This is a genomic window from Nocardiopsis mangrovi, assembly GCF_042653925.1.
GTDB lineage: Bacteria > Actinomycetota > Actinomycetes > Streptosporangiales > Streptosporangiaceae > Nocardiopsis_B > Nocardiopsis_B mangrovi.
Genome location: NZ_JBHSFQ010000015.1, coordinates 151,957 through 158,984 on the forward strand (window position 1 = coordinate 151,957; position 7,028 = coordinate 158,984).

Annotated in this window: 7 protein-coding genes; 4 read left to right on the top strand and 3 right to left on the bottom strand. The window is 72.9% G+C overall.

Features of this window, described 5'->3' with window-relative positions:
• Positions 1–951 carry an ABC transporter ATP-binding protein gene (locus ACFO4E_RS16590; protein WP_378575854.1) on the top strand — a complete coding sequence of 317 codons (951 nt, stop codon included), beginning with the start codon at positions 1–3 and terminating at the stop codon, positions 949–951.
• A gap of 50 nt (positions 952–1,001) precedes the next feature.
• Here ACFO4E_RS16590 and ACFO4E_RS16595 read toward each other — a convergent pair whose 3' ends face one another.
• From ACFO4E_RS16595 to ACFO4E_RS16605, 3 genes are all read right to left on the bottom strand, one after another.
• Positions 1,002–1,649: an RraA family protein gene (locus ACFO4E_RS16595; protein WP_378575856.1), complete on the bottom strand. Its 648-nt coding sequence runs from the start codon at positions 1,647–1,649 to the stop codon at positions 1,002–1,004.
• Positions 1,650–1,869: 220 nt separating this feature from the next.
• A complete protein-coding gene (gene folP, locus ACFO4E_RS16600) occupies positions 1,870–2,733 on the bottom strand; it encodes a dihydropteroate synthase (protein ID WP_378575858.1) in 864 nt (287 codons plus the stop codon).
• Positions 2,734–2,834: 101 nt separating this feature from the next.
• A complete protein-coding gene (locus ACFO4E_RS16605) occupies positions 2,835–3,782 on the bottom strand; it encodes an Lrp/AsnC family transcriptional regulator (protein ID WP_378575860.1) in 948 nt (315 codons plus the stop codon).
• 366 nt (positions 3,783–4,148) lie between these two features.
• Between ACFO4E_RS16605 and ACFO4E_RS16610 the strand changes: the two genes are divergently transcribed.
• The 3 genes from ACFO4E_RS16610 to ACFO4E_RS16620 all read left to right on the top strand — a co-directional run bounded on the left by ACFO4E_RS16610 (position 4,149) and on the right by ACFO4E_RS16620 (position 6,906).
• On the top strand, positions 4,149–5,669 hold the full coding sequence (locus tag ACFO4E_RS16610) for an LCP family glycopolymer transferase (RefSeq protein ID WP_378575862.1): 1,521 nt from the start codon (positions 4,149–4,151) through the stop codon (positions 5,667–5,669).
• 125 nt (positions 5,670–5,794) lie between these two features.
• Positions 5,795–6,328 carry a hypothetical protein gene (locus tag ACFO4E_RS16615; RefSeq protein ID WP_378575864.1) on the top strand — a complete coding sequence of 178 codons (534 nt, stop codon included), beginning with the start codon at positions 5,795–5,797 and terminating at the stop codon, positions 6,326–6,328.
• Positions 6,325–6,906 (top strand): OmpA family protein, encoded by a 582-nt coding sequence (locus tag ACFO4E_RS16620; RefSeq protein WP_378575866.1) that lies wholly within the window; start codon positions 6,325–6,327, stop codon positions 6,904–6,906. The genes ACFO4E_RS16615 and ACFO4E_RS16620 overlap by 4 nt, the downstream gene beginning before the upstream one ends.
• Positions 6,907–7,028 lie beyond the last annotated feature (122 nt).

Consider the following 7,028-nt stretch of genomic DNA (forward strand, 5'->3'; position numbering starts at 1 on the left):
ATGACCACCGCCATCGAGGCCGACGGCCTCGGCAAGGACTTCGTCCTCTCCGAGGGCCCGCTGCTGCGCCGGACCCGGCGCACCGTCAGCGCGGTCCGCGACGTCGCCTTCACCGCGCGGGAGGGCGAGATGATCGGCTACCTCGGCCCCAACGGGGCCGGCAAGTCCACGACCATGAAGATGCTGACCGGCATCCTCACGCCCTCGCGCGGCCGGATCCGGGTGACCGGGCTGGAGCCGTCGCGGCAGCGCACCCGGCTGGCCCGCCGGATCGGCGTGGTGTTCGGGCAGCGCACCACGCTCTGGTGGGACCTGCCGCTGCGCGACAGCCTGGCCCTGACCCGGCACCTGTACCGGGTCCCGGCCGCCGACCACGCCCGGCGGCTCGCCGAACTGACCGAGCTGCTGGACCTGGGGCCGTTCCTGCGCACACCGGTGCGCCAGCTGAGCCTGGGCCAGCGGATGCGCGGCGACCTGGCGGCGGCGCTGCTGCACGATCCGCGGCTGCTCGTGCTCGACGAGCCCACCATCGGGCTGGACGTGGTCAGCAAATCGGCGATCCGGGAGTTCCTGCTCCGGCTCAACGCCGAAAGGGGCACCACGATCCTGCTCACGACCCACGACCTGGGCGATCTGGAGCGGCTGTGCCGCCGGGTGATGGTGATCGACCACGGGCGGCTGGCCTTCGACGGCGGCCTGGAGGCGCTGCGCGCCACGGCTCCCTCGCCCCGCACCCTCGTGGTCGACCTGGCGGCCCCGATGCCGCCGATCGACGTCGCCGGAGCCCGGTGCGCCCGGGTCGAAGGGCCGCGCCAGTGGCTGGAGCTGAGCGCCAACCCGGCCGCCGTGATCGCCGAGGTGGCCCGCTCCCACGAGATCCAGGACCTCACCCTGCGCGAGCCCGGGATCGAGGACGTGGTGGCGCGCCTCTACGGCGGTTCCACCGCCTGAAGGGCGGCGTCGAGCACCCCGCCGGCCGAGCGGGGACACCACCGCGCCGGCTATCCGGCGCGCTCGGCGGAGCGGTCGGCGCCGACCCCCGCGCCCTGCCAGCCCGTGACCCGCGTGGGGTCGAGGTCGAGCAGGTCGAGGGTGCTCTTTCCGGAGATGAGGGCGTCGAGCAGCCGCCGGTCCCGGGAGACCGACTCCACGGCGTCGGCGACGATCCCGGTCACCCGGCCGCGCGGCAGGCACACCACGCCGTCGTCGTCGGCGACCAGCCAGTCGCCGCGCCGCACCGGGGTGGGCCCGCGGTCGCCGGCCAGGTGGACCTCGCGGCCGACCGCTCCCCCGGCGTCGTGGCCGGGTTCGCGGACGGAGACCCCGGCGCTGAAGACGGGCAGACCGGTGCGGGCGATGGCGCCGGTGTCGCGCACGCACCCGTCGACGACGATGCCGGCGATGTCGCGCATCCGGGCGGCGACCGCGAGGATCTCGTCGATGTAGCCGTATTCGGCCTCGCCCGCGACGTCGACGACCAGGGCGCCGCCGTCGGGTGCCTGGGCGACGGCGACGTGGATGGCGAGGTTGTCGCCGGGCACGCAGCGCACCGGCAGGGCGGTGGCGGCGAAGGACGCGCCGGGCCAGACCGGGAACAGGTGCGATCCCAGGGGAAGGCCGCCGCTCCTGATCAGCACCGCTGTCCCCATCGCCGTCAAGGTCTCCGCAAGCGCCACGTCAGCCTCCAATTACCAGCGCGCCTCGCGGGCCGCCGCGTCCACTGCGGCGCCGCTCGGAGGGGGATCGGCCGACGGCGGCGGGGTGGGGAGCCACGGGGGTCTCCATGCGACCCGACACCTCTCATACTCACGGGTAACTTGAGGGTGACGCAAGACATACCGCGGGAAAACACGGAAATGCTACCGGCGGTTACAGATCCCCGCCGGATTCGGCCTCCTGCCCCGCCGCCGCCACGGCGTCCAGCGCGGCCCGCGCTCCCCCGGCGTCGTGCACCCGGAACACCGCCGCGCCCTCCCACGCCGACACGGCCAGGACCGCCAGGGTGCCGGACAGGCGCTCGCCCACGGGCGCGTCCAGGGTCTCGCCGATGAAGTCCTTGTTGGAGACCGCCACCAGCACCGGCCACCCGGTGGCCGCCAGCTCGCCGATCCGGCGGGTCAGCTCCAGGGAGTGGTAGGTGTTCTTGCCGAAGTCGTGGGTCGGGTCGATGAGCACCCGGTCGGGGCGCACCCCCAGCGCCACGGCGCGCTCGGCCAGCTCGGTCACGGTCGCCAGCACGTCGGCCACCACGTCGCCGTAGGCCACCCGGTGGGGATCGGTGCGGGGGGCAAGACCCCCACTGTGCGAGCACACCAGGCCGGTGTCGAATTCGGCCGCCACCCGGGCGAGGTCGGGGTCGGCGCCCGCCCATGTGTCGTTGATGAGGTCGGCGCCCGCCTCGGCGCACTCGCGGGCCACCTCGGCGCGCCAGGTGTCCACCGAGACCACCACGCCGGGGTGGCGCGCGCGCAGCTCGGCGACGAACGGGACGGTGCGCCGGATCTCCTCGGCGGCCGGCACGTGCGCGCCGTAGCCCGCCTTGACCCCGCCGACGTCGATGATGTCGGCTCCGCCCAGCACGGCGGCGTCGGCGGCCTCCAGGGCGGCGCCGAAGGCGTAGGTGGCCCCCTGGTCGTAGAAGGAGTCGGGGGTCCGGTTGATGACCGCCATGACCCCGTGGCGCCCGCGCCCGAATCCGTGCCCGCGCAGCCGCAGCACCCCGCCCGCCGCCATCACCCACTCGCCTCCGCTGCCCCGTGCCGCCCCGCCGGCCGCCGCGCCCCCGGGGGAGGGACGCGGCGGATACCCCGGATCCGGCGCCGGTCCGGGTGCGGCTACCGGCCGGCCGCGACCGCTCCCCCGCCCCGTGAGGGGGCGGAGTCGGGCGCGACCGGGCCGCCGTCGCCGCGGTGGCGCTCCTTGGTCACCGTCAGATGCTCCCATGTCTCGACGTAGGTGACATCGGGCCCGGCCCTCAGCGCCTCCAGCGTGTCGACGAGCGAGGGCCGGTCGGGAGCGGTGGCGCTGCCGATGATGTCGTAGCGCCCGAACCCCGTGGCCAGGAACGAGACCCCCGACAGCGTACCCAGGCGCGCGGCCAGCGCGACCGCGTCCCCCCGGCACCGGATGCCGAACCCGATCTGCTCGTTGGCCCCCACCACCGAGGGTTCGATGAGCGCGGTGACGTGCACCACGCCGGCGTCGATGAGCCGCACGACCCGCGACCGGGCCGCCGCCTGCGACAGCCCGACCTGGCGGGCGAGCTCCGCGTACGAGGCGCGCCCCTCCCGCTGGAGGTGGCGCACCAGCCGCCAGTCCAGCGGGTCGATCGGAATGTCGCGCAGCGGGCGCACGCTGGTGTAGGCGTCCTTGACGATGGCCCCGGCCCGGATCACCTCGGCGCCGTTCACCCCGGGCAGGCTGCGCAGCGCGGCCAGCTCCGCGGCCAGGGCGTCGTCGTCGCGCACCCGCAGGTGGGCGACGACGGGAAAGCGCCCGGCCGTCTGCGCCGCGAACGTGACGGCGTCGCGGGCGCCCAGCCGGTCCAGGACCGGGCGCACCGGCCCGGTGACCCGCAGCGAGACGTGACCGAACACCTCCATTCCCATGACGCCGGCGTGCAGGACCCCCACGATCCTGATGGCGCCGCTGCGCACGAGCCTGCGGACCCTGGCGCGCACCGCCGTCCGCGACAGGCCCACTCCGTCGGCGAGCGCCTGGTATGTCGCTCTTCCGTCCCCCTGAAGCGCTCTCATGAGCGCAGCGTCGACCGCATCGAGCACGATGTACTGCCTTTCGTTCCCATGACGGCGCCCTTTCCCCCCGGGCACCGCCCCCTCCTGCGGCCAGATCATGGCAGTTGCGGCGTCGGTTAACTACTGATCACGAAATAAACAAGGCCGACTTTGGCTCTCGTTGCACGGAGAACCGGACACCTGATGACTCTGAGCAACAAAGAGGACACAGATCGAACATGTCCCGGATGTCACCCCGGGTTCGAACAACTCCGACAAAGCGAGACACTGTTCGTCGGCATGAACGGCGCCCAATGCGGTAGAGATTACGACAAGCAGTGCCTAGCACGCTTCCAGCAATCAACTACCTCAAATCGGGCGCCGCCGTGGGTCTGGTGGCTAGAAGGGATCCCCATGGCTGACCGGCGGGAACCACGCGGGGCGACGTATCCCGGGAACACGGGACGCGCCCTGCTGTGGACGATCGGTTCGGCGGTGGTCCCCGGGATCGCGCACCTGCGCATGCGCCGCTGGGCCGCCGGAGGGGTCATCCTGGGCGCGTTCGTGCTCCTGCTCGCCGCGGGGGTCGCGGGGGCGGTCGTCCTGGGCTCCGACATGCTGCGCAGCGCCTTCTACATGGTGCAGGGCCGCTGGCTGCTCACCGCCGCGGCGGTCGCGTTCGCCCTGACGGTGCTGTGGATGGCGGTGGTCGTCCACTCCTGGACCATCACCCGCCCGCCCGGCGCCGGCCGTCTCGCCCGCTTCTCGGCGGGCACGGTCGTGCTGGTGATGTGCCTGGCCATGGCGGTACCGGCGGCGGCGGTGATCCGGACCTCCTACACCGCCTACGACACCCTGTCGTCGGTGTTCGACTCCGCCCTCGGCGGCGAACCGCACGACGCGGCCAACCCCTGGGCCGGCCGCGACCGGGTGAACGTGCTGCTGCTGGGCGGCGACTCCGGGAGCAACCGCTACGGCATGCGCACCGATTCCATGATGGTCGCCAGCATCGACGTGGAGCACGGCGACGTCGTGCTCATCGGCCTGCCCCGCAACCTGGAGAACGCGCCGTTTCCCGAGGACACCGCCCTCGCCGAGCAGTATCCCGCCCCCACCGGCTTCACCGACCTGCTCAACGAGGTCTACCAGACCGTCGCCGACGACCCCGACCGGCTCGCCGTCGACCCGGAGGCGACCGACCCCGCGGCCGACACCCTCAAGGCGGTCATCGGCGGCATCACCGATATCGAGCTGGACTACTACGCCCTGGTGGACATGGAGGGCTTCGAGGGCCTCATCGACGCCATCGGCGGGATCGACGTGCACATCGAGGACCCCATCCCCTATGGCCAGGAGGGCGGCGTCCTGGAGGCGGGCGACCAGCACCTCAACGGCAACGAGGCCCTCTGGTACGGGCGCAGCCGGGTCAACAGCGACGACTACGCCCGCATGGGCCGCCAGGGGTGCCTGATCAAGTACGTGGCCGAACAGGCCGACCCCGCCGCGGTCCTGACCGGCTTCGAGGACTTGGCCGGCGCCACCAAGCGCACGCTGCGCACCGACATCCCGCAGACGAAGCTGCCGGCTTTCATCGAACTGGCCGACCTGGTCAGCGACGAGGGTGAGATGCGCACGCTCCAGCTCTCCCCGCCCCAGGTGGACACCGCCTACCCGGACTGGGAGGAGATCAAGGCGCTGATCGCCGAAGCCGTCCAGGAGCAGGAGGACGGGCAGGAGACCGCACCCAAGGACGGCCTCGCGGTGGAGCCCTCGCCCAGCCCGGGCGAGGAGCCGCTGCCCGGGCTCGCCGCGGGCGACGACGTCGCCGACTCCACCGAATGGCAGGAGTACACCGGTCTGACGGACCCCTCGCCCACCACGCCGGGGCGCCAGGTCGGCAGCGACGCCACCTCGCTCGACGCCCTCTGCCCCTGACCCCGGGACGGCCGGGCGGGCGCGCGTTGCGGCCGGCCGGTATCCGGATGCGGGTGCCGTCGCAGGGCCGTAAGGTGTGGTTCCCGTACGGACCCACCCGATGACCTTGCCGAGGAGCCATGTACGTGCGATCCCCCCTGAAGGCTGCGGCGCCCGCGCTCGCCCTGGTGTTCCTGCTGGCCGGATGCTCCGACGGCGGGGGCGGCGGCAACGGGGGCAGCGAGGGCGAGAGCGCCTCCCCCGAGACCTCCTCGGGCGCCACCGAGGTGGTCGCGGAGATCACCTGGCCCTACCAGAAGCGCGAGGGGGAGGCCGAGGCCGAGGTCCACGCCCTCCAGGTGCGCGGCAGGCTGATGCTGCTCACCATCACCGTCACGCCCGGCGAATTCGGCGACAACCGGACCGAGAGCCTGTACGACCTCTGGGGCACCTTCGGCGCGGTCCCGCACCTGGTCGACAACGCCAATCTCACCCGGCACAACGTGGTCCTCGACTCCGACAACACGGCGCAGGCGCCCGACGTCGTGGACACCAGCCTCACGGTCGGCGAGCCCCGAGAGCTCAGCTACACTTTCGCGGCGCCGCCCGAGGACGTCGAGGCCATGGACCTCTACATCAGCGAGCTCCCGCCCGTCACCGACGTGCCGGTGCTGCGGTGACCCGCACGGGAAGCCGGGCGCTCGCGCTGGCCGGGCTCCTCGCTCTGGCGCCCGCGACGCTCGCGGCGGGGCAGGACGAGCAGCCGCAGGGCGAGGTCACCACCAGTCAGCGCGCCGAATCCATCGTGGACCTCGATGTCGAGGGGGCGAACGCGACCCTCGACGTCGAGGGGTCCATGGAGCCGCTGGAGCGCGAGGAGGTCGAGGGGTCCACCACCACGGTGACCGTCTCCGCCGACGTCCTGTTCCAGTTCGACGAGGCGGCCCTCGGCGCCGATGCCACCGAGAACCTGGCCGACATCGCCGGACGGCTCGACGGCGTCACGGGAACCGTGCAGGTGATCGGGCACTCCGACGGCCTCGGGGACGACGACTACAACACCGCGCTCTCGGAGCGGCGCGCCGAGGCGGTGCGCGGTGCGCTGGAGGAGGCCCTCGGCGGCGGCGCCCCCGACATCGAGGCCAGTGGCCGCGGGTCGGAGGAGCCCGTGGCCGAGGAGACCGACAGCGAAGGCGGCGACCTGCCCGGCGGCCGCGCCCAGAACCGCCGGGTCGAGATCGTCTACGAGGGCGGCTAGTATCCTGCGTCTGAAATCTTCGACATATATTGCTATGCTTTCCGTGTGGCGGATCAAGAAGGCCGTGCCCCCGAGTTCGTGTTGACCGATGATGAGCGGGACCGGCTTGTCCAGTGGTCTCA

What these genes read in the sequence shown, in the direction of transcription:
- folP (WP_378575858.1), bottom strand. Translation starts at nt 2,733, where the DNA reads ATGGCGGCGGGCGGGGTGCTGCGGCTGCGCGGGCACGGATTCGGGCGC.
- ACFO4E_RS16595 (WP_378575856.1), bottom strand. Translation starts at nt 1,649, where the DNA reads ATGGGGACAGCGGTGCTGATCAGGAGCGGCGGCCTTCCCCTGGGATCG.
- ACFO4E_RS16590 (WP_378575854.1), top strand. Translation starts at nt 1, where the DNA reads ATGACCACCGCCATCGAGGCCGACGGCCTCGGCAAGGACTTCGTCCTC.
- ACFO4E_RS16610 (WP_378575862.1), top strand. Translation starts at nt 4,149, where the DNA reads ATGGCTGACCGGCGGGAACCACGCGGGGCGACGTATCCCGGGAACACG.